The organism is Streptomyces sp. NPDC002669 (genome assembly GCF_042889165.1).
Classification (GTDB): domain Bacteria; phylum Actinomycetota; class Actinomycetes; order Streptomycetales; family Streptomycetaceae; genus Streptomyces.
This window is the reverse complement of the sequence record NZ_JBIAQQ010000001.1, coordinates 477,635-498,717: the sequence shown is the minus strand read 5'-3', so window position 1 is coordinate 498,717 and position 21,083 is coordinate 477,635. Positions and strand designations below refer to the sequence as shown.

The 21,083-nt window shown below is 71.6% G+C and carries 17 protein-coding genes and 1 pseudogene; 5 read left to right on the top strand and 13 right to left on the bottom strand.

Translation table 11 applies throughout. The features are described from left to right. Positions 1-30: 30 nt before the first annotated feature. The 3 genes and pseudogenes from ACFYW1_RS02190 to ACFYW1_RS02180 all read left to right on the top strand — a co-directional run bounded on the left by ACFYW1_RS02190 (position 31) and on the right by ACFYW1_RS02180 (position 2,084). The gene (locus ACFYW1_RS02190) at positions 31-849 is read left to right on the top strand and encodes a hypothetical protein (RefSeq protein WP_388985766.1); all 819 of its coding nucleotides are present in this window, start codon (positions 31-33) and stop codon (positions 847-849) included. A 521-nt stretch (positions 850-1,370) separates the two neighbouring features. Beyond that, positions 1,371-1,553: pseudogene (locus tag ACFYW1_RS02185) on the top strand (helix-turn-helix domain-containing protein); the annotation flags it as partial. A 132-nt stretch (positions 1,554-1,685) separates the two neighbouring features. Beyond that, the gene (locus tag ACFYW1_RS02180) at positions 1,686-2,084 is read left to right on the top strand and encodes a hypothetical protein (protein ID WP_388985913.1); all 399 of its coding nucleotides are present in this window, start codon (positions 1,686-1,688) and stop codon (positions 2,082-2,084) included. Positions 2,085-2,144: 60 nt separating this feature from the next. Here ACFYW1_RS02180 and ACFYW1_RS02175 read toward each other — a convergent pair whose 3' ends face one another. From ACFYW1_RS02175 to ACFYW1_RS02150, 6 genes are all read right to left on the bottom strand, one after another. Further along, a complete protein-coding gene (locus ACFYW1_RS02175; RefSeq protein WP_388985764.1) occupies positions 2,145-2,942 on the bottom strand; it encodes a TauD/TfdA family dioxygenase in 798 nt (265 codons plus the stop codon). Beyond that, the gene (locus tag ACFYW1_RS02170) at positions 2,939-3,319 is read right to left on the bottom strand and encodes a hypothetical protein (RefSeq protein ID WP_388985762.1); all 381 of its coding nucleotides are present in this window, start codon (positions 3,317-3,319) and stop codon (positions 2,939-2,941) included. Before ACFYW1_RS02170 ends, ACFYW1_RS02175 begins: the two co-directional genes overlap by 4 nt. Beyond that, positions 3,312-3,986, bottom strand: coding sequence for a PIG-L deacetylase family protein (locus ACFYW1_RS02165; protein ID WP_388985760.1), 675 nt, complete (start codon positions 3,984-3,986; stop codon positions 3,312-3,314). The genes ACFYW1_RS02170 and ACFYW1_RS02165 overlap by 8 nt, the downstream gene beginning before the upstream one ends. Next, positions 3,983-5,740: a carbamoyltransferase gene (locus ACFYW1_RS02160; protein WP_388985759.1), complete on the bottom strand. Its 1,758-nt coding sequence runs from the start codon at positions 5,738-5,740 to the stop codon at positions 3,983-3,985. Before ACFYW1_RS02160 ends, ACFYW1_RS02165 begins: the two co-directional genes overlap by 4 nt. A 97-nt stretch (positions 5,741-5,837) precedes the next feature. Beyond that, positions 5,838-7,070: an MFS transporter gene (locus ACFYW1_RS02155; protein ID WP_388985757.1), complete on the bottom strand. Its 1,233-nt coding sequence runs from the start codon at positions 7,068-7,070 to the stop codon at positions 5,838-5,840. Positions 7,071-7,121: 51 nt separating this feature from the next. Next, positions 7,122-7,787 (bottom strand): formyltransferase family protein, encoded by a 666-nt coding sequence (locus ACFYW1_RS02150; protein ID WP_388985755.1) that lies wholly within the window; start codon positions 7,785-7,787, stop codon positions 7,122-7,124. Between the two features lie 294 nt (positions 7,788-8,081). Here ACFYW1_RS02150 and ACFYW1_RS02145 point away from each other — a divergent pair, with 294 nt between their 5' ends. Together ACFYW1_RS02145 and ACFYW1_RS02140 are read left to right on the top strand one after the other, a co-directional pair. After that, positions 8,082-9,614: an amino acid adenylation domain-containing protein gene (locus tag ACFYW1_RS02145; protein ID WP_388985753.1), complete on the top strand. Its 1,533-nt coding sequence runs from the start codon at positions 8,082-8,084 to the stop codon at positions 9,612-9,614. Beyond that, positions 9,614-10,471, top strand: coding sequence for a protein phosphatase 2C domain-containing protein (locus ACFYW1_RS02140; RefSeq protein ID WP_388985751.1), 858 nt, complete (start codon positions 9,614-9,616; stop codon positions 10,469-10,471). The genes ACFYW1_RS02145 and ACFYW1_RS02140 overlap by 1 nt, the downstream gene beginning before the upstream one ends. A gap of 94 nt (positions 10,472-10,565) precedes the next feature. On the opposite strand, the gene ACFYW1_RS02135 is transcribed toward ACFYW1_RS02140, so the two are convergent. The 7 genes from ACFYW1_RS02135 to ACFYW1_RS02105 all read right to left on the bottom strand — a co-directional run bounded on the left by ACFYW1_RS02135 (position 10,566) and on the right by ACFYW1_RS02105 (position 21,029). Continuing rightward, positions 10,566-11,048 carry an NUDIX hydrolase gene (locus ACFYW1_RS02135; protein ID WP_384216780.1) on the bottom strand — a complete coding sequence of 161 codons (483 nt, stop codon included), beginning with the start codon at positions 11,046-11,048 and terminating at the stop codon, positions 10,566-10,568. Between the two features lie 193 nt (positions 11,049-11,241). After that, positions 11,242-12,435, bottom strand: a complete 1,194-nt coding sequence (locus ACFYW1_RS02130) for a DegT/DnrJ/EryC1/StrS family aminotransferase (protein WP_388985749.1) — start codon at positions 12,433-12,435, stop codon at positions 11,242-11,244. Between the two features lie 93 nt (positions 12,436-12,528). Further along, positions 12,529-13,638 carry a GNAT family N-acetyltransferase gene (locus tag ACFYW1_RS02125; protein ID WP_388985747.1) on the bottom strand — a complete coding sequence of 370 codons (1,110 nt, stop codon included), beginning with the start codon at positions 13,636-13,638 and terminating at the stop codon, positions 12,529-12,531. Next, on the bottom strand, positions 13,635-18,125 hold the full coding sequence (locus ACFYW1_RS02120; RefSeq protein ID WP_388985745.1) for an amino acid adenylation domain-containing protein: 4,491 nt from the start codon (positions 18,123-18,125) through the stop codon (positions 13,635-13,637). The genes ACFYW1_RS02125 and ACFYW1_RS02120 overlap by 4 nt, the downstream gene beginning before the upstream one ends. Before the next feature lie 2 nt (positions 18,126-18,127). Then, on the bottom strand, positions 18,128-19,168 hold the full coding sequence (locus ACFYW1_RS02115) for an NAD-dependent epimerase/dehydratase family protein (protein ID WP_388985743.1): 1,041 nt from the start codon (positions 19,166-19,168) through the stop codon (positions 18,128-18,130). Beyond that, complete coding sequence (locus ACFYW1_RS02110; protein WP_388985741.1) at positions 19,165-20,769, bottom strand: condensation domain-containing protein; 1,605 nt, start codon at positions 20,767-20,769, stop codon at positions 19,165-19,167. Before ACFYW1_RS02110 ends, ACFYW1_RS02115 begins: the two co-directional genes overlap by 4 nt. Then, complete coding sequence (locus tag ACFYW1_RS02105) at positions 20,766-21,029, bottom strand: phosphopantetheine-binding protein (protein WP_388985739.1); 264 nt, start codon at positions 21,027-21,029, stop codon at positions 20,766-20,768. Before ACFYW1_RS02105 ends, ACFYW1_RS02110 begins: the two co-directional genes overlap by 4 nt. Positions 21,030-21,083 lie beyond the last annotated feature (54 nt).

The window sequence follows — 21,083 nt, the reverse complement described above, 5'->3', positions numbered from 1 at the left end:
CGGGAGGCCCCCGCGACTAGCCTCCGCACCATGCTGCGCATCACCGACACCCGCACCGGCCACCTCGTGGACGTCCCCGCCGCCCCGCGCCGCCTGCTGCGCAGCAGCGTCCACCTGCCACCCATCGGCACCGGCACGACGCAGGACCCCGGCACCGGGATCGGCCCGTGGCACCTGCGCGTGCTCCTGGTCGGTGACGTCCTGGCACGCACCGCGGAACTGAACGGACTCCAGGTCGTCACGGCCCTCACCACCGGGGAACTGACGCCCGACCGGGCCGGAGCGCTGGACCGGATCATGACGGTGCTCGGCATCCACCCCCCGAACGCCCTCACCCCGCACCGCCCGGACGCGGCCCTCGGCGGCCCCGCCGACGTGCGCGTCCTCCCGCCGGGCGACGACGGCGACCTCGCGACCGGGGTCCGGATCGAGGTGGGCCGGGTCGACACGGCCCCGCCGGAACAGGGCACCTCCACCCGGGAACTCCTGGGCGCTCCCGATCCGTCGGACACCGCCGACCCCCTGGCCGTGCGCCTGCTGTTCCTCGGCCACCCCCACACCACCCCCCTCACGATCACCGGCCCCGCCCTCGCCACGGCCCGGCAGACCCTGCGCCGGTGGCGCGGACAGGTGGCCGACTGGGCGCGCCACCCCTCCAAGCCGATCCCCGCCGACCTGCTGCGCCAGTCGTACGCGGCCCTCACCGAGAACCTCGACGCCGCCGCCGTCCTCGACCTGCTCACCGCCCTCACCGACCGCCCCGACGTCCCCCCGGGTGCCAAGTTCGAGACCTTCGCCCACCTCGACCGCGTCCTCGGCCTGGATCTCGCCCGCGATGTCGGCCGCTGAAAGGGCGGAAGCGGAACTCGGACCCCACCGGTGAGTCCCGGCAGGAGGAACGGCGGAGCCGAAAGAGCCGGGAGGAGGCAATCACTCAGGCCAAAAACCGGTGTCGAGGTGTGTGCTATAGGGCTCTCTGTGGCTTTTCGTTTTCCGGCTATTGCAGCCCTTGTTTCGGCCGCTTCCTAAACGATCGAATTTCGGTCAGCAATGGTTCCCATGTGTCCCGTTTGCACTTTCGGTGCATTCCTGGCTGGTGTTCGGCCATGTTGACGCCGATATGGGTGCGGATTACTGTCGCTTTCCAGTGATCTTCGACTCCTGTTGCTATTTATGCCCGGAGTGTCATTCGGTAGTTGATGTATTCGGCTCGGTGGTGTCCGGGCGTGTGGGGTCGACGCATGATCGAAATCCCGTATGTATTGATGCGGGTGCTTGTGGTGTGATCGGTTCGGCGTCCTCCGGGGGCGGCTCCGGTTGGCCCGATCTCATCCACCGCTCATTTTCGGCAGCGGCTATTTGGAGGAAAGATGCCCCGCTTTGAGCCTGCCCCGCCCCGGAGTGGAGAGCGAGTGTCCGACCGGGCTTTCCGGGTGCTGGGGGCGATGCGGAACATGGGACCCGGGGCGCATTCACTCAACGCGATCGTGGGCAGATCGGAGTTAAGCCGTTCGACGGTGCAGAGGATCATGCAATCCGCCCTGCGGGAAGGATTGATCACACAGATGGGGCACGGGCGCTACGCGCTTTCCCTGGTGGGGGAGGGGCGTCCGGGCACCCTCGACGCCAGGTCCACTTCACCGGAGACCCGGCAGGAGATGCATTCCCTCAGGGAAAGGCTGGGAATGACGATCTGTCTGCATGCGGCCCTTCTGGTGGACACCCCCCAGCAGACCTGCATCGAATGGTGCCGGGGGCCGCAGGGCGCGCCGGCGGAGGCGTCCCCGGGAACGGTCCGGCCGCTGACCGCCGACGCCGCGGGAAAGGTCATCCTCGCCCATCTGGGGAACGGCTGCGATCCCGGCGACCTCCGGAGGGTGCGGGCCCGGGGCTACTCCGTGACCGTGGGCCCCACCTCCGACCACCTCATGGTCGCCGCCCCGCTGCTGCAGGGCGATGTCCCGCTCGGTGCGCTCAGCGTCATCGGCAGGCGCGAGGAGTGCGAGTCCAGGATCCCGGCCTTCGTCGCCCCGCTCCGGGACGTCTGCGCGTCGGTCGGAGCCCGTCTGTCGCAGCACCGCTGACCTCCCGCCCGTACGCGCCGGCCCCGGAGTGCGGCCGGGGCCGGAGCGAGCGGACGGGGGTCAGTCCCGGCGCGCCTGCGGCGGCCTGGTGTACAGGGCCCGGACGAGCCGGCGCGGGGCGGCCGGGTCCTCCTCGAACGGCATGCGGTCGTGGGCGAGCCGGTCGTTGCGAAGGAGAAGGACCTCTCCCGCGTCGAGGCGTACGTCGACGCGGTACCGGCTCTCGTGCGCCGCCTTCCGGAGGAATTCGAGGGCGCGGTCCAGGCTCCCGTCGGTCCCCACCGAACGGTCCCATGTGCACGTGTGGTTGTCCGAGTACCGGGTACTCACCGTGCCGTCATCGGCCACGGCGAACGCGGGCCCGGTGATCCCCTCGCCGTAGCCGCCGGTGAGCAGCATGGCATGCCGGGTCAGAACCGTCGGAGCCAGCAGGGCGTCGGCCGCCTCCGGGTCGGTCCGACGCAACTCGCCATAGGCGGCTATGGAGTTGAAGAGCGCCGTGGCCCCGCCCCGGAGGGCGGGCCGGACACAGTACAACGCGGTCGTACGGACCGTGCCGAGCTGCTCCAGCAGTCCGTCGACGTGCCAGCCCTCGGGGTCCATGGCGTTGACGACGTGCTTGTAGGGGCTGGTGTTGCTTTCGAGATGGGCGGTTCCCGGCATGTGCGGGGCGCCCAGCCCCAGCACCTCGGCCAGGTGGCCGAGAATCTCCTCGGGGGAGCCCGCCGCGCCCGGGCGGGCCACCGCGAATCCGAAACTCTCGGCGTGGCGGGCCACTTGTTCGGCACCGTCCGGTGTGTCGACGTCGATCGGCCGTGCGGCAGCGAGGTCGCCGTAGTCCGCATGCAGCTGTTTCAACTGACTGTTCCTCTCGCCTTGTCTACCTGTGAGCCGTTTCCGGGGGTGACGCGTGCCGGGCGGGCCGGCGGATCGGCGGGGCCGGTACGTCGTGGGGCCCGCCGCGCGTCGCTGAGCCTGGTGAACGCGTAGCTGGTTGCGACGACGGTCGCGCGGGCGGATGCGAGTGCCTCCGACAGCAGGTTCAGCGGATCGGCCCCGTGTTCCTGCGGCGGGTCCGGGACCCGGGCCCGGTGCGGTGTGCCCGCCCTCAGGAGCGACAGCGCCGTCTCCAGCGCGGCGAACTGCGCCTCCCCGAAAGGGTCGGTGCGGTCCAGGGTTCCCATGAGGTCGGCGATCGCCCGTTGCGTCCGCCGGGTCCCCACCGGGTCAGTCATGGATGTTTCGTACGAGGACGAACGGTTCCGCGGCCTCCCGCCCGATGCCGCTGCCGCAGGCGGCCGCGTGGGCCCGGATGCTCTCGGGCGACCGCGGATGCGGCCAGGCGCGCGTCTCCGTCTCGAAGCACGCGAACGCGGCGACCTTGGTGTCCAGGGTCGCGGAGATGTCCGAGAACCACGTCGGCCGGAACGTCGCCTCGAACGGCGGCGTCCATTCCACACTGGACATCGGCGCGTAGCTGAGCACCCGGCGCACCGGACCGCCGGTACGCGGACGTGTCGCGACCATCACGGACCGGAAGACGGCCCGGTGGTCCAGGTTCACATCGGGGTGGACGGTGTAGACGATGTTCGGACCGATGGCCTCGACGGCCTCCTCCACCACCCGGTTGATCTCGACGTGGGGGACCGAGTCCAGGCGCATGTCCGGCAGGTCCTTCTGAAGGTACTCGCGGACCCCCAGGAGCTTGGCCGCGCGCTGGGCCTCCTGCCATTTCAGTTCCAGGATCTTCCGGTCGCCCGGGTACTGGCTCGAACTCCCGTCGGTGACGCACAGCACCGACACCTCCGCGCCTTCCACGAGCGCGTGTTTGGCGACGGTACCGCCCATGCCCAGGACGTCGTCGTCCGGGTGCGCGGCCACCACCAGAATCCGGTCTGTCATGAGTCGCCCTTCCTCACGATGAAGCGTCCGCCGAGCACGAGCAGGTCCAGTCCGGTCGCCCAGAAGGTGCGCAGGGCGTCCTCGGTGGTGTTCACGATCGGTTCCCCCCGTACGTTGAACGAGGTGTTCAGGAGGACGGGAACACCGGTCTCCCGCTCGAACTCCTCAAGAAGCCGGTGCAGTTGGGGGCAGCTGTCCTTGTGGACGATCTGGACCCGGGACGTCCCGTCCGAGTGCACGACGGCGGGGGCCTGCGCGGACAGCGACTCGCCGGCCCGGAACGCCATCGTCATGAAGCGCGAGTCCGAGTGGCGCTCGAAGTAGTGGTCGGCGGCCGACACCGTCATCGCGGGGGCGAAGGGCCGCCACAACTCGCGCTGCTTGACGACCGCGTTCACCTTGTCCCGGGTGGCGACGGAGCGGGGATCGGCGAGGATGCTGCGCTGGCCGAGGGCCCGGGGGCCTGCCTCCAGGCGGCCTTCCACCCAGCCGACGACGGCACCGGCCGCGAGCGCGCGACTCGTCTCGGCGAAGACGTCCTCGGGCTCCTCGAACCGGACCTTGGCATTGCGCAGCACCCGCTCGACGGTCTCCGGCGGCTCCGCCGGTCCGAGCGCCAGGGTGCGCAGCGGCCCCGGAAGCGCCCCCGTCTCCGTGTGGCACAGGACGAGAGCGGCCCCGGCCGCGCCACCGCTGTCGGCACACAGCGGATGCGCGAACACATCCGCCACTTCCGGCAGTTCGAAGATCCGTGAGTTCATCTTGACGTTGTGCGCGACGCCCCCGCCGATGCAGACGTTCCGTATCCCGGTCTCGGCGATCGCCCAGCGGACCAGACGGCAGGCGGCGTCCTCCAGGGCCTCCTGGACGGCGAAGGCCAGGTCCATGTGCCAACCGCTGACCTCCTGGCCCGGCAGCCGGGGAGGTGCCCCGAGCAACTGCGGCAACTTGTCGGTGAAGCGCCCGGAGTACGAGTGCTTCCCGTGGTGGATGTACGTGGGATCGAGGCGGTACTCGATCCCGTCGGGGGCCTCCCGCAGCACCTGGCCGACCAGTTCGCGCAGTCGCGGGTCCGCGGAGCCGTGGGCGGCGAGGCCCATCACCTTGTACTCGCCGTCGTACGCGTCGAATCCGAGGTACTCGGTGAAGGCGGCGTAGAACCAGCCGAGCGAATGGGGCATCCGGATCTCCCGGATCGGCCTGAGTTCCGTTCCCCGCTTGAGCCACACGACCGTGGTGTGCTGGTCCCCCGAACCGTCCGCGGTCAGGGTGACGGCGGTCTCGAACGGCGACTCCATCGCCGCCTGGAACGCGTGCGTGTAGTGATGCGGCGCCGAACGCAGCGGGGGGAAGGCCAGGTCACCGAACTCCCGCCGCCAGGCGCGGTGGTGGACCGACTCCATGACATCGGAGTGGTAGGTCCTCAGCGTGCCGGCCTGCCAGTCGAGCGTGGCCTGGTCCGGGGCGGCGTCCTGGGAGATCTGCGCGTAGAACTTCGCCATGGTGCCGTCGGTGTAGGCCTGCAGGTCCCAGCCGATACCGACCCCCGCCACGCCGTCGAGGGTGGTTCCGGCCTCCGCCAGGCAGTACTTGAGGGACCGGATCGGGTAGAAGCCGTCCGCGTGCTTGTTCCGGACGAAGCGCTCCTCCTCGGCGTACGCGATGACACGGCCCCCGCGCACGGCGGCGACGGCCGGGTCGATAGGACCGAGTGATATCCCGAGGTACACCGGTTCATCAGGTGATGCAGTCATATGCGCTCCTCCGTGAAGCTGTCCGGCTGATATGCGGTGCTGCGCGGGCTGTCCCCGACCCGGCTCCGTGCCGTGGACGGCGGCTCGGGGACACGGACTAGGTCGTGGCTCTTCTGAGGGCCTGCTTGGCCGTCATCGTGACGGCGGCGGAGGCGGTGATCGCGGCACAGCCGACGAGGACGTAACCCGTGCCCCACGCCGAGGCCGCGATGCCCGTCAGGGGGAACACCAGGGGGGACAGGCCCACGGTGCCCAGGGTGAGGACCGCGGTGACCCGTCCCAGGTAGTCGGGGTCGCTGTGCGTCTGCACCAGCGTGTGGGCGACGATGCCGGCCATGCCGCTGGCGGTGCCGATCAGCGCCGCGACACAGGTCGCGGGGAGAGGGCCGGGCATCGCGGGCAGCGCGGCCGTGGCGGCGGCGGTCAGGGCGAAGAACGCGGCGCACACCGGCCCGGCCCGGTCCAGCCTCGGGCGCGCGGCCAGCGCGATCGCCCCCGCGGCGCCCCCGACGCTGAACGCTCCCAGCATCCAGCCGACCGACGAGGCGCCCCACCCGCGTTCGTCCGCCAACAGGACGAGGGCCAGCCCCACCGGACCCGAGAAGCACATCTCGCTGAGTCCGATGACGGTGAGCAGCGGAGCCAGGACGCGATGGCGCCGGATGTACACGAGGCCGTCCTTGAAGTCCTGCAGGGCCGGCTTGTCACCGGCCTCCCCGGCGGGCAGCGGCCGGGTGCGTACGGCGATCAGGAGGACGAGCGACAGCAGGAAGAGCACCCCGGCCACCGCGAACGCCACCGCGGGCCGCCCGGTCGTGAGCGCCGCTCCGGCGATCGCCGGCCCGGCCAGGTTCCCCGCCCGGACCGCGAGCGAGCGCATGGCCTGCACCCGGCCGAGCTGATCGGGCCGCGTGATGCGCGGGGGCAGAGCTCCCACCGCCGGCATGAACAACGCGTCGACGATGCCGAAGACGGCCGCCAGCGGGAGCAGCAGCCACAGCCCCGGAGACACGGCCCACAGCAGGTACGCCGCCACCAGGATGAACACGCACCGGCTCGCGTCGCTGACGATGATGGTGGGCCGAGGACCGAAGCGGTCGGCGATCACCCCGCCCGCCAGCATGAGCAGCGCCCGCGGCAGGGCGCCCACCGCCGTGACCCAGCCCGCGGCCGACGGGCCGCCGACCGCCGCGGCGGCCCAGGCCAGGGAGAGGAAGTACACCGAGTCCCCGGCGACGGACGCGGTGTACGCCGCCACCCATCGCAGCACGTTGGGGTCGCGGTGGGCGGGCTTTCGCCGGTCCGCCGCGGTGGTCCCGATCAACGACACCCTCTTCCGCCTCCTTGCCGCAAGGTGGTACCGGTCCGGCTCACCGGCTCCTCATCGGTCGACCAGCGCCCACCGGTCCGCGATGACCGATTCGGTCGACGTGTTGCCCAGGGCGGGAAGCTCGGGCTTGAACAACGGCGGGGTCTCCATGGCGGGCTCCCAGGTCGCGCAGGCCTCGTCCTGGGGCACCTCCACCCGGACGCCGTCCTCCAGGTCGCGCAGCACGCGCAGGATGAGACGGATGCCCAGCGGTGCCAGCAGATCGCGCCACAACTGCTGTGCGGTGTGACCCGGAGGCATGAGCACGTGCTCCTGCGCGGCGATGGGGCCGCCGTCGGTCCGTTCGGTCAGGTGGTAGACCGTTCCGCCGGTGACCCGGTCCTTGTCCCGCACCGTCCAGCGCACCGCGTCGCGTCCGCGGTGCAGGGGGAGCAGGCTCGGGTGGTACCCGAGGGCCGCGACCCGGGCCCGCGCGCGGGTGTGCCGGCCGATGAAGGCGTGGGAATGAGCGGCCAGCACGACATCGGTGCCGGCGGGAACCCGGTCGGCCCGCAGGTCTTCGGACGGAGTCCAGGCAATGCCGTGGGCGAGCGCCCAGTTGCGGAGCCTGTCCCAGTGCATGGGATTGGTGTCGTCGGACTGCCCCCGGCGGAGATAGGGGGCGGCGATGCCGACCACCGTGTGGTGCGAATCCCCGAGCGCTTCGGCCACCTGCACGGCGAATGCCCCTTGGCCGGATAAATAGATACGCAAGCGAACCTCCAGGCGGGCGGGTTGGTGTCCGGATGACCGGGTCCGGCGCGGTCGGCCCGTCCGGCGGGTCACGGGCCGGGCACGGCTCCGCAGCCAACCACCGGCCCGGGCGGATCGCAATACGACCCCTGGGGATGGGTCAACTGATGACCTCACGCGGTGGGACGGGGTTGACCGGCCCCGTGGCGGGCGGCAGCCTCTCGGGGCGGGGAACACGGTCCCGCATACGAGTTCCCGGCCGGAAGGGGTCGCTTCGCGATGGGGAAACGTGTCGACGCGTGGGTCGAAGAAACGATCGCGTCCTTTCCGGAATCCGTGGCGATCCAGGACGCGGAACGCACCGTCACCTACGCGGAACTCGGCGCGGTGGCCGATCGGGTGCGTGAACGCATCGCCGCCGGGGGAATCCGCGCCGGCTCGCTCGTCGCCATCCGCATGCGTCGCGGATGGCGGATGTACGCGGCCATGCTGGGCATCTGGAAACACGGATGCGGTTACGTGCCGATCGATCCCGCCTATCCGGAGGAACGCCAGGAGTACATTCTCCGGGACGCCGGGGTACGACTCCTCGTCGAGGACGGCGACGGCGACGACGCGTACGGGGACGCGTTCCTGCTGAGGGAATGCGCGCCGCCGGACGCCGCCGGGGTCGAGGTGCCGCCCGGCACCGCGTACGTCATCCACACCTCGGGATCGACCGGGCGGCCGAAGGGCGTGGTGCTCGGCCACCCGAGCGTGCGGGCCTTCCTGGAGGGCTTCGTCGACCGCTTCGGCTTCGGACCCGAAGAGGTCTGGGCGCAGTTCACCTCCCCGTGCTTCGACGTGAGCGTGGCCGAGTCGTGGACCCCACTGGTCACCGGGGCCCGGCTGCTCGTCGTTCCCGAGGAGGCCACCGTGGATCCGCGGCGTCTCGTGCGTCTGCTGGCCGAGGGCCGGGCCACGGTCCTCAGCCACGTGCCCACCGTCTTCCGCTACCTTCTCCGGGCCACGGAGCGGGCCGGGGTGACGTTCCCCGCCGTGCGCCACGTGCTCCTGGCGGGGGAACCGGTGGAACCGCGGACCGTCTCCCGCTGGATCGAACGGGACATCACGCCGGGGGCGGAGTTCCACAACCTGTACGGCCCCACGGAGGGCACCGTCTATGCCACCTGCCAGCACCTCACCCCCGAGGTCCTGTCCCCGACCGGCCGACCGGGTACGGCGATCGGCACCGCCATGCCCCATGTGCGCGTCGAACTGCTGAGGGACGGCCGACCCGTTCCGCGTGGCGTCCCCGGCGAGATCTGCCTCGGCGGCGCGGTGGCCCTCGGGTACCTGGGCCGTCCCGAGCAGACCGCGGCGGCCTTCGTGCGGCGGCCGGGCGAGCCGGTGCGGTACCGCACCGGCGACCTGGCCGTCCAGGACGAAGACGGCACGCTCCGCTTCCTCGGCCGTGACGACGAGCAGGTCAAACTGCGCGGAAACCGCATCGAGCTGGGCGAGATCGAAGCACGGCTGAACGCGTGCGCGGGCGTCGGGGAGGCGGCCGCCGTCGTGCTGCCCAGCAGACAGGGAGACCCCATGATCGTCGGCTGCTTCGTGCCGAGCGAGCCGGACACCGCGCCGACGGCCCCCCGGCTGCGCGCCGAACTCGCCGCCTTCCTGCCCTCCTACATGGTTCCGGCAAGGATCGTCGAGGTGGACCGGATGCCGCTGACGCTCAGCGGGAAGCTGGACCGCAGGAGTCTGGAGAAGGCGGTGCGCTCGCACCGCACCGGGATCGTCCGGATGTCGGACGGGGGAGCGGCCTGATGCGCGTACAGCTCGACTGCGTGTCCCGGGGCGCCGGGCAGATCAACGAGGACTACGCCGCGGTGTCATTGGCCGGTGACGTCGGGGCGCTGGTGGTGCTGGACGGGGTCGGTGGCTCGGGCGTGGGATGCCGTCACGGTGTGCCCTGGTTCACCGCCCGGCTCGGCGGGGAGCTGCTGCGGCTCGCCTGCGCGAGGGCCGACGCGTCGCTCGCCGACTGCCTGGGCGAGGCCATCGCGCGGACGGCCGGGGCGCACGCCACGAGCTGCGATCTCACCCAGGTGCAGACCCCGCAGTCGACGGTGGTGGCGGCCCGCTGGCACGGTGACCGCCTCGATCACCTGGTGCTCTCGGACTCGATGCTGCTGATCCGCGGCCGGGACCGGGTGGTGAGGCCCGTTCTCGACAAGCCGCTCGACCGCCTGGAGCCCGGCCCGTCGAAGCGGCTCTCCGCCCTGCGGGAGGTGGAGGAGGCGCACCCCGTCGGCTCCGCCGAGCGGGCTGCGGCGGCCGAGGAGTACGCACGGGTCAGCAGGGGACTGCGGAACAGCCCCGGCGGATTCTTCACCGCCGCGGCCGATCCGGACGTCGCGGCGAAGGCGCTGACGGGGACCCTCCCCCGCTCGGAGGTGCGTTCCCTCGCGGCGCTCACGGACGGTGCCGGCAACTGGGTCGAGACGTTCGGCCTCGGTACCTGGACGCAGTGCGTCGAGTTGCTGGAGCGGGAGGGCCCACAGGGGCTGATCTGCCGGGTGCGGACGGCGGAGCGGGCCGACGCCGGGCGGGACTCCTTCCCCCGGGACAAGTCGGTCGACGACGCGGCGGTGGTGTTCGTCGAGTTCGACGGGGCGCCGTAGTCACGCGGCCGGCGGGTCGCGGACCGCGTCGGGCCGGGCGGGCGCGTACGTCGCGGCCCCGCCGCCCCCGCCCCGCCGTCGTCGGCGGGCCGCGTCATCGCGGTCCGGGGGTCCCGTCGGCCGCCTCGCGGCGGCGCTTCTCCAGGTAGTGGCGGAGAATGGGCATCTCCGGATCGATGACGTGCTCCGGAAGCTCGTCGACCGGGAAGTAGACGGCACTGCGGATCTCGTCCTCGTGGATGCGCAGGTCCCCCCGGGCCACGGCGGTGAACGCCGCGGTGACGTTGAACACCTCGTCCCCGTGGTCGTACCGGAAGTAGTACTCCGGCCCCGAGAACACGTCGAGCAGGCTCACCTCGTCGAGTTCCAGGCCCAGTTCCTCCCGCACCTCGCGCCGCCCCGTCGTCTCGAACGACTCGCCCGGCTCCATCAGCCCGCCGGGGAGGCCCCAGCCGGGGATGTCGGTACGCTCCACGAGCAGGACCCGCCCCGCCCGGTCCAGGATCAGGACCGAGGTGCCGGGAAGGATCAGCGGCCGCGTCCCGACGAGTCGGCGCAGTTCGGCAACGTAGTTCATGCAGCGCTCTCCCTGGCGCAGGGCGCCTCCGCGGCGCGGTTCGTCAAGCTGTCGGACCCTCCCGTCGGTCCCGCCGACGTGCACCGGGACCGACGGTACAACCCTGATGTATATCAAGTGCCGTGCGCCGAAAGGATCTTCGGTGGAACGTCCGGTCGCCCGACCGCGCCGTACGGACGGCGGACCCCGGCTCTCACCGCGGGGGCAGCGCGGCCCGTAACGAGTCCGCGTGTTCATGGACGCGGCGGACGGCCTCGCAGACGCTGTCCACCACGTCGGCCGCCATGTGGGAGTACAGCGGGAGGGTGAGCGCGCGGTCGGCGAGCCATTCCGTGCCCTTCAGGGGATCGGCCGTGCCGCTCGCCCACTTCCGGTAGACGCTCTGGCGATGCAGCGGCGGTGCGAAGTAGCGCCGGGACGGGATGTTCTCCGCGGCCAGCGCCTGCTCCAACTGGGAGCAGTCCAGGCCGAATTGTTCGGGCTCCACCAGCAGGCACAGGTCCTTGTACACGCTCTTGGCGCCGTCCCGCACCTGCTGGAAGGAGATCCCCGGGAGATCACCCAGGTTGCTCCGGTAACGTTCGGCGAGTGCCACGCGCCGGTCGAGCCAGCCGGACAGATGGGGCAGGCTGCGCCGGCCGATCGCGGCGGCGATTTCCGGGAGGCGCCCGTTGAGGCCGAGCAGCACACTGTCGTACGAGCCGGGGTTGCCGTAGTTCCGGGCAATCCTGAGGTCGCGGGCCAGCGCGGCGTCATTCGTGGTGACGATACCGCCCTCCCCCGTGGAGAAGGGCTTGGTGGGGCTGAGGCTGAACACCTCCGCGATGCCCTTGGTCCCCACCCGGCTGTCGTCCTCGTAACGCGCCCCGAAGCCGTGGGCGGCGTCGACCACGAGCGGGACCCCGCGCGCGGCCGCCAAGGACTCCAGCGCCTCCATGTCGCACGGGGCGCCGAAGGTGTGGACCGACAGGATCGCCCCCGTGTCCCCGCCGAGCGCGGCGTCCACCCGATCCGGGTCCAGGCAGAAGCTGTCGGTACGGACGTCCGCGAAGACGGGGGCGAGCCCGTTCCACAGCACCGCGTGGCCGCTCGCGATGAAGGTGAAGCTGGGAAGCACCACACTGCCGCTCACCCCCAGGCAGCGCAGCACCAGCAACAGGCCGGTCGTGCAGTTCGACACGGCTACGGCGTGCTCCACTCCGACCCAGTCGGCCACCTCGCGCTCGAAGGCGGCGACGTGACGGCCGTTGGTCATCTGGCCGGAGGACAGGATCTCCCGCATGGACTCGAACAGAGGACCGTCGGAGACGACCGTGGGGCGTGCCATCGGGATCTCGGTCTCCAGCACCGGCACACCGCCGAGCGAGGCGGGCAAGGGGTTCTTCAAGGTATTTCCCTTCTTTCGGACCTGGGACCGGCCGGTGCCGTGACCGGGCGGCCCGCCGGGCGTCGCGAGCCGGCGAACCGTTCCGGCCGCGGCCTAGCGGTATTCGGGAAAACGCCGGGCCCGATGGGGCGGGAGCCCCCGGGACCGCTGGTACGCGGCGCGGGTCCGGACCAGTTCGGCGTACGAGTCCGGCGCATGGATCACCGCCCCGACGTGGTAGGGGCGGCGCCCTTCGGGGGCGAACCGCAGCTTGTACTGGAAGAGTTCGTCGTCGGGCTTGTTGCCGCCGCCCAGCACGAACTCGTTCCAGTGGCCCCCGGCGAGCCAGGAGCAGATGGTGGAGCGCACCAGCTCGTTCGCGTGCAGCCGGTGGGCCGTTCTGTCGCCGCCGGCCAGGAACGCGTACGCGCGCGTCCCGCCGAGCAGGACGACCTCGCCGCACAGCGGGGTTCCGTCCGGGCCGCGGCCGAGGAACAGGCGCGCGAGCCCCTTGACCACCAGCTCCTTCAGCCCGTCGAAGAAACGGGGCGAGAAGCGGTAGTAGTCGATGGCTCCGCGACGGTCCATCGTCTCGTGGTACAGCGGGAGGAACGCCTCGAACGCCTCGGGGGAGTCGTCCGGTTCGACCCGCACCCCGTTGCGCACCGCGAGGCGGACGTTCCTCCGCAGCGACCTGGAGAAGCCCTCGCCGCCGTGTGCCCGGTACCGGTCGATGTCGACGACCACGTTGTCCGAGGACCGGGTGCGCGTCCAGCCGGCCATCGGCAGGATCTCGTCCTCGTACAGCGAGATCCGCGCGTCCGCGCAGACCACCCCGCTGCGCCGGGACCACGCGGCGAAGCCGTCCCAGAACTCGGCCGCGTACCCGGCAGCGCTCGCCGGGTCCACGAACGGCGCGTCGCCGAAGAGGAAGGCACCGCCGTACCCGGCGGGCACGGCGACATCGCGCCGGGCCTCACCGCCGGCCGTCCACGGCTCGGTGGACAACTCGCGCAGCAGGAAGGGGAAGAGAGCCCCCGGCAGGGCGGCGCGCCCCTCCCCGCCGGCTTCCGGTTCCCGCACCGCGCACAGAGGTGTGACGCCCGGCGCGGTGAACAGGGCGCAGTAGTCGGGGTGACCGAACGGCTCCCTCGAACGGCTCCGCTCCCACGCGGCGAGCCATTCGGCCCGGTTCCGGTCCGCCGCCAGCACGCGGAGGCTCATCGGCCACCGCCCCGCCGCGCCCCCGGCAACCGGGAGCCGGCTCCGGGCGCGTCCGTCAGGAGACCGGAGATCCGGTCGTCGGGCCCTGCGGCGGCCAGCGCGACGCAGGCCCGTTCCAGCAGCGCCGCCATCCGCACCGCGCTGCTCCGGTCGAAGAGGTCCGTCGCGTACTCCAGGGTCCCGGCCAGTCCCGCCGGCCGCCCGTCGGGCGTACGCCGCTCCGTGACGTCGAGGGTCAGGTCGAACTTGGCACCGGGGGACTCCACCGCGATCGCTTCCGCCTCCAGCCCCTCGATCCGCAGCGCGGCACTCGCGGTGTTGTTGAAGGAGAGCAGTATCTGGAAGACGGGGTGGTGGGCCAGGTCCCGGGCGGGCTTGACCAGCTCGACCACCCGGTCGAACGGCACGTCCTGGGCCGCGAGCCCCGCGAGGTCCTCGTTCCGTACCCGGCCGACCAGTTCGGCCACCGTGGGATCGCCGGACAGATCGGTGCGCAGGGGCACCGTGTTGAGGAAACAGCCCACCAGATCCGCCAGCTTCTCGTCGGAGCGGCCCGCGACCGGCGAACCGATGACGAGGTCGTCGGGCGCCCCGACCCGCTTCAGCGCGAGGAGGAGACCGGTGTGCAGCGCCATGAAGAGGGTGACGCCGGACGTCCTGGAGAACGCGGCGAGGCGGGCGTGGGCGTCGGCGGCCAGAGCGAAGGGCACGGTGCCGCCGCGGTGGCCGGCGACGGGCGGCCGGGGCCGGTCGGCGGGCGGTCCGGACAGCGCCGGCGCGTCGGCGAGCCGCTCCGTCCAGTAGCGCTCCTGCTCGGCGAGTGCGGTGCTGTCGGCGAGCGCGGTCCGCTGCCAGGCGGCGTAGTCGGCGTACTGGACGGGCAGCGGTGACCACTGCGGGGCGGTGCCCCGGACCCGCGCCGCGTACGCGCGGCCGAGGTCGCGGTGCAGGGGAGCCAGTGACCAGCCGTCGGCGACACCGTGGTGCAGCGTCAGGAGCAGGACGTGGTCGTCGTGGTCCAGGGCGAGCAGCTCCGCGCGGATCGGCAGATCCCTGTCCAGGGCGAAGGGCTTGCGGACCAGGGCGGCGACGTCCTCGTCCAGCCGGGCCCCGGAGGTCCGCGACACCATGAGCGGGGGGCCCTCCCCGGCCGGGAGCACCACCGCGGACGGCCGGCCGGCCTCGGTGCGGATGACCGTGCGCAGCACCTCGTGGCGCTCCACGACGTCCACGAGGGCGGCCGCGAGCGCGGCCTCGTCGAGCAGGCCGCGGAGCCGGTGGCCGCTGCGGATGTGGTAGGCGTCGGTGCTTCCGTGCAGCTTGGCGAGGTACCACAGCCGCTGCTGCGCGTAGGACAGCGGGAGGTGGTCCCGGGCGCCCTTCCGCGGCACGAGTTCGGGCAGTTTCCGCTGCGGGGTGAGGCACTCGGCCAGGGCCGCGGGCGTGCGGAGGCGCAGCAGATCGGCAAGGGTGAAGCCGCTTCCCATCACGGCGCGGACCCGGGAGACCAGCTGGGCGCCCGTCAGCGAACTGCCGCCCCAGTCGAAGAAGTCGTCGTGCGGGTCCATCTGTTCCAGCCCCAGGATCTCGGCGAACAGACCGCAGAGAATCACGGCCTCCGAGGTGACCGGTGCTTTGGTGCCGGCGCCGGCGAGCCGCTCACGGGGGGAGGGCAGCAGATCCCTGTCGGCCTTGCCGTTGTCGGTCAGCGGTATCTCGGCGAGCACCATGAAGGTCTGCGGCACCATGTACTCCGGCAGTCGCGCGGACGCCCACGACGCGAGGTCCGTGAGATCCGGAGCGGGGTGGCCCGGCTCCGGGGTGACGTAGCAGACGAGGCGGTGGTCGGTGTCACCGATCGGTTCGGCGACCGCGACCGCGGTGCCCACGGACGGGTGTCCGGCGAGGACCGCCTCGATCTCGCCCAGCTCGATCCGGTGTCCGCGCACCTTCACCTGGGAATCGGTGCGGCCCATGAACTCCAGGTTTCCGTCGGTGCGCCAGCGGGCGAGATCCCCGGTGCGGTACATCCGGGTGCCCTCGGGGCCGAAGGGGTCGGGGAGGAACCGCTCGGCCGTCCTGCGGGGGTCGTTGAGGTACCCCTGGGCCAGGCAGTCGCCGGCGATGTACAGTTCGCCGGTCCGCCCCGGCGGCACCAGTCGGCGCAGGGAGTCGAGTACGTACATGAGGGTGCCGGGAATGGGCCGGCCGATGGGGACGGGGCCGGAGAGCAGGGCGTCCTCGGGGCCGATCCGCAGGTACGAACAGCCCACGGTGGTCTCGGTCGGGCCGTACTCGTTGAAGATCGTGGTGTGCGGGTTGGTCCGGCGACGGCCGGCCAGGGACTGCCAGAGCAGCAGTTCACCACCGAGGGCCAGGCCGCTGTCCGGGGACTGCCGCACGTCGAGCGAGTCCAGGAGCGGCACATAGGCAGGAGTGGCCTTGACGAACGGTACGTGCGCGCCCTCCTCGAAGGCGTCCACGAGGGTGACGCTGCCGCCCGCGATGAGCGGGCCGTACAGCGCGGTGACGGTCAGGTCGAAGGAGACCGGCGAGTGCACCACGGACGCCCGTGCCAGCCCGGTGTAGGTGTCGAGCGCGAAGCGCAGATAGGTGTGGACGGGGTGGTGCGCCACCGCGACGCCCTTGGGCCGTCCGGTGGACCCGGACGTGTAGATGATGTAGGCGACGGCCTGCGGATCGTCCGCGCGTACCACCTTCGCCGAGGAGTACGCGGCGAGCAGGTCCTGTGACGCGGGGGTGTCGACGACGAAGCGGGGGGCGCCCGTGAACCAGTCGAGTGCGGGGTCGACCGCTTGCGACGTGAGCAGCAGGACGGGCTCGGCGTCGTCGAACAGCAGGGCGATGCGATCACGGGGATGGGTGGGATCGACGGGCAGCTGGGTGGCACCGGCCTTCCACACGGCGAGCAGCGCGGCGACCAGGTGGGGGCCGCGGTCCATGGCCACGGCCACGATGTCGCCGCGGCCGACCCCCTGCTGTGCCATGTACGCGGCCAGCCTGTTGGCCAGGGCGTCGAGCGTCCGGTAGCTCCAGGTGGTGCCGCGGCAGATCAGCGCGGGAGCGTCGGGCCGCTCGGCGACCTGTTCCTCGAACAGCTCGTGCAGGCAGCGGGTGCGCGGCGGCGCACTGTCCGGGCACCGGCTCAGCTCGGTGAGGATGTACCGCTCCTCGGCCTCGGTGAGCAGCTTGATGTCCCGCACCGGCGTGTCCGGTGGGCCGGAGGTGATCAGATCGAGGACGTGGAGCAGCCGCGTCAGGTGTTCCCGGGTTCCGGCCTCGGTGTGGAGCCGGGGGTTGGCCTCCACCACGACGTTGATGCCGTTGCCGTCGGACCGGTCGTGGAAGGAGAAGGAGATGTCCTCGATGGGGCCGGTGGCGAGGTTGGTACCGACGGCACGGTGGCCGGCGAAATCGAAGTCGTAGTCGAACCGGTAGTTGTTCACCAGAGGGCCGAAGGACGAGGCGCGCCCGGCGGGGAAGCAGGAGCGGCGGATGTCCTCGTAGCGGTAGCGCTGGTGCCGCTTCGCCTCCCTGACCTCCCGCGCGACCGCCGCCACCACGTCCGCCACCGAGTCGGTCGCGGCGATGCGCAGGCGCAGCGGGAGGATGTTGGCCATGGTCACCGGAGCCGTCTGGTCACTGTCCCGGCCCCCCATGACGAAGCCGAGGGTCACATCCGGGCTGTCCGTCGTGTGCCGGACGTAGAGGGCGGCGGCAGCGGTGAGCAGGCGGGGCACGGAGGTGCGCAGTTCGCCGCCGAGGCGCGCCAGCGCGGCCGTCGCCTCCTCGGACAGCCGCGACTCCACCCGGTGGCAGGTGCTGTCGGCGGGCGCCGAGGAGGCGGCCGGCAGGCTGGGCCCGGTCCAGTCCGAGAGGCGGTCGCGCCAGTACGCGGCGTCGGCCGCGTGCCCCGCGCTCGCCCGGTAGGCGCGGTCCTCGGCGAGAACCCGTTCCAGGGAGCCGAACGAGGGTGCCTCGGGGGCTTCTCCCCGGACCGCCGCCGTGTAGAGGTGCGCGACCCGCCGGGCCACCAGCGCGATACCGAATCCGTCGATGGCGATGTGGTGGTAGCGCTGGTACCAGAGGAAGCGCCCGGCGGACAGCCGGATCAGCGCCCCGAGGAGCAGCGGGCCGTTCAGCGGGGTGGGCGTGTCCGTGTCGTCCCGCATCCAGCGCAGCGCCGATCCGGCGGGATCGGTGGCCGTACCGAAGTCGATGACCCGGAACGGCCACGTGCGGGCGGGGTCCGGTTCCTGCCGCAGTGTTCCGTCGGGCCGCTCCGTGAAGCGGACCGTGAGGGACTCGACCTCCGCCACCGCGGACCGCACGGCGTGCTCGAAGAGGTCCGGGTCCACCAGCCCCCGGATCTCCGTGTACTCGCACAGGTTGTACTTCGCGCTCTGCGGCTCCAGCTGTTGTGCCAGCCAGATCTCCGTCTGTGCCGCGCTGAGCCCGACTTCCATGCTCAGACCCCCTGCCGGGTGAGCTGTGCCGACCCGTCGGCGCCGCACAGCGGGCCGGACCGGGCGGCCATGACGGCGCGCAGCGTCTCGTAGTTGCTGAAGCCGGGCCGGTCGCAGGCACCGAACCGGCTGTCCCGGATGGCCGAGGCCAGTTCCCGTACCTCGTCGGCCAGCAGACGGGCGGGGACGAAACCGAGGTCCTCCTGGATGCTGGTGAAGTTCACGAAGTAGTCGCGGGAGTCGACTGCGGACTCCTCGTGCACGACCTTCGCGTCGGGGACGGCCTCGGCGATGATGCGCGCGATGTCGTCGATGCGGTGGTTCTGGGCCGGGGAACCGCAGTTCCAGACGCGCAGGGCCGTGGCGGGCCGGGCCTCCAACGCCCGGACGAACGCGTCGGCGGCATCGCTCACATGGAGGAAGGGGCGCCACTGGGTGCCCCCGTGCACGGTGATCTCGCCCCGGTTGACGGCGTGCGCCGTCATGACGTTCACGGCGAGATCGAACCGCATCCTGGGCGAGCGGCCGTACAGCGTGGACAGCCGGAGAATGCGCGGATTGAACCCGTCACCGGCGTTGGACAGCAGGTGGTGCTCGGAGTAGATCTTGCTCTCCGCGTAGACGGACTGCGGATGGAGGGCGGTGTGGATGTCAGCCGCCGCACCGACGGACAGGCCGTAGTTGCTGCATGTCGAGGCGAAGACGAAGTCGGTGACGCCCCGGCGCCGGCAGGCTTCCGTCAGCCGTACGGTGGCGAGGTAATTGGTCTCCCACGCCAGGTCGTGGTCGAGGCCGCACGCCGGGTCGCCCACGATCGCCGCCAGATGGACGACGGCACCGACATCGGCGAGCAGCGACTCCCAGTCGGCGACGTCGTTGAGGTCGGCGGCCACGTACCGGCCGTTTCGCAGGGGGACCCGCACATCGGACATGAGGCCGTTGTCGATGCCCGTTGTCCGGTATCCGCGTCGGTCCAACTCACCGATCAGCACGGACCCCAAATAGCCGTGTGCCCCCGTCACCAGTACCGAACGGTTGTTCACGCGGGATCTCCCTCGTCGACGAACGATAGGTCCAGCCGGGCCGGGACGACCGTGCCGTCCATCCGGCGCTGGGCCTCTGTGTAGGTGTGCACGAGCTCCGTCCCGTCGACGGGACGGTCGGTGACCACCGTGGCCGACACCCCGCGGTCACGGTCCGTTCCGGACGGCACGGTGAACGCGGCGGAGACGACGCGCGGGTGGGAACGGAGCAGGCGGTCCATGGCCGCAGGGGCGATGTCCACGCCGCTCACGGGATCGCGCAGCAGTCCTTCCCTGCCGGGCAGTGGCGCGGCCGGCACCTCGTCGACCGTCAGGTCCGGCCGCCTCAGCAGGGCTTCGACGGTGGCGAGGAGCTGGTCGAGGACGTCGCCGACCGGGCGCAGGCCCCACAGGGGCGGTTTGACGCGCAGGGTCAGGGTGGTGGCATCGGACTCCTGCCACACCGTCACGGCGAGATCCGCCGCCCCGGAACGCGGGTCCATGCGCTGGGACTCCCGGAACTCCCGCCGGTCGGTCCCCTGGGTGACCTGGGGCAGCCGGGCGCCACCGATCGATGCCCCGTAGTTGATGTCGAAGGCGGGACGGAAGGCGGCACCGAGCCGGCGCGACGGGTCGTCGAGCCAGTCGAGAAGCCCCACGGTGTCGTGGATGCCGATGCCCTGGCCGCGCAGCCCCGCCTCGAACACCGCGGCGGCCCGGTCGGCGGCGGTGTCCCGCCCACTGCCTGTCACCGGTATGAAGGCGGCCTGGGCGAGCTGGGCGACGGCCCGGAACTCGGCAGGTCTCGTGCGGTTGGCCAGCTGCGTCTTGAAGACCATGGAGTGATGCCCGGTGTACCGCGACACCAGCAGGCTCGTCGCGGTGGTCCACACCGTGTACGGCGTGACGCCCAGGGCGCGCGCGGCACCCGGAAGGGCACGCACCAGGGATTCCGGGACCCGCGACTCGGCGCCGTGGACCTCCTCGACGGCGGCCCGGTCGGCGGCGGCGAACACGCAGCAACGGGGCGCGTCGGCAAGGAAGTCGCGCCACGCGCGGGTGTTCCGGCGCACGGCGGGGGCCAGCTGCTCACCGGAGAAGTCCCGTGCCTGCATGGAGGGGCTCACCACCTTGGTGTCGCCCTTCTCCAGCACGCCGTGGAGCGTTCGCCAGAGCAGGAGCTGGCTCACCCCGTCGGCGAAGAAGTGGGAGAGCGACAGCAGGACCACCCGCACGTCCCCGGCCCGGGTGAAGGCGCGGCAACGCATGCCGAGGCGCTCGGGGTCGACGGGCTCCGGTGCCAGACCGGCGACGAAGGCAGTGAGGTCCTGCTCCGGCGGCAGCTCGCACGTGTCGAAGGCGAGGTCACGTATCGCGGTGTCCCGGTCCATGACCTGCTGGCGCCAGGAGCCGTCCGCGTCGCGCACCAGACGGCTGCGCAACGCCTCGTGCGCGGCCACCAGCTGGGCGACGGCGCCGCGCACCAGCTCCACGGCCGGGCCACCGGGGGTCGGGACGACCACCTCTATCGCCTTGGACGGCCATTCCCGCCGGGTCCAGTTCCTCAGACCTCTCTCCTGCGCGGGGTTGAGGGTGAGGATGCTCGCCTCGTCGGAGGTCATGGCCGGTCTATCGCCCGGGCCAGCTCGGCGACCGTGGGAGCCTCGATGAGAACACGTACGGGAAGCTCCGGGACGTCGATCTCCTCGCTGATCATCGCCATCACCTGCACGGCGAGAAGAGAGTGCCCGCCGAGCTCGAAGAAATTGTCCGAGACGGTGATTTCCTCGATCTCCAGAACTTCCTGCCAGATGTGCGCGACTATTTTCTCCGTCCGGGTCGACAGATCGGTTCCGTCGTTCCCGTATGCTTCGCCGCTCATTCCCGAATCATCCCTCCGTAGAATCCGGCCGCCGTCGGCAAATTCGGTCCGGTC